This is a genomic window from Prescottella defluvii (genome assembly GCF_000738775.1).
Taxonomy (GTDB): Bacteria; Actinomycetota; Actinomycetes; order Mycobacteriales; family Mycobacteriaceae; genus Prescottella; species Prescottella defluvii.
In genome coordinates this window covers 1-375 of the sequence record NZ_JPOC01000190.1, presented here as the reverse complement: position 1 = coordinate 375, position 375 = coordinate 1, and the positions used below count along the sequence as shown (strand labels likewise).

The 375-nt window shown below is 68.0% G+C and carries 1 pseudogene; it reads left to right on the top strand.

The features are described from left to right. Positions 1–375, top strand: a pseudogene (locus IJ15_RS26560) (esterase family protein); the annotation flags it as partial.

Genomic DNA, 375 nt, shown 5'->3' with positions numbered 1-375 from the left:
TCCGCATCGCGATGCTCGACTCGGGCGGCTTCAACTCCGACTCGATGTGGGGTCCGCCCTGGAATCCGGCGTGGATGCGCAACGACCCGTTCGTGTTCGCACCACAGCTGCGCGGGCTGTCGATGTACATCGCGTCGGGCAACGGGCTGCCCGGCCAGTACGACGCACCGGGCGCCCTGCTGGGCTCGCTCGGCTCGTCCGACCTGTCGGGCTCGCTGGGGTCGTCCGGATCGGTGACCTCGTTCAACACGTCCAATGCCATGGGCCTCGAGACGATCGCACTCGCGAACACGCGGTCGTTCCAATACCGCCTCGACAGCCTCGGCATTCCCGCGACGTTCGAGTACACACCCCGCGGCACCCACGCGTGGGGGT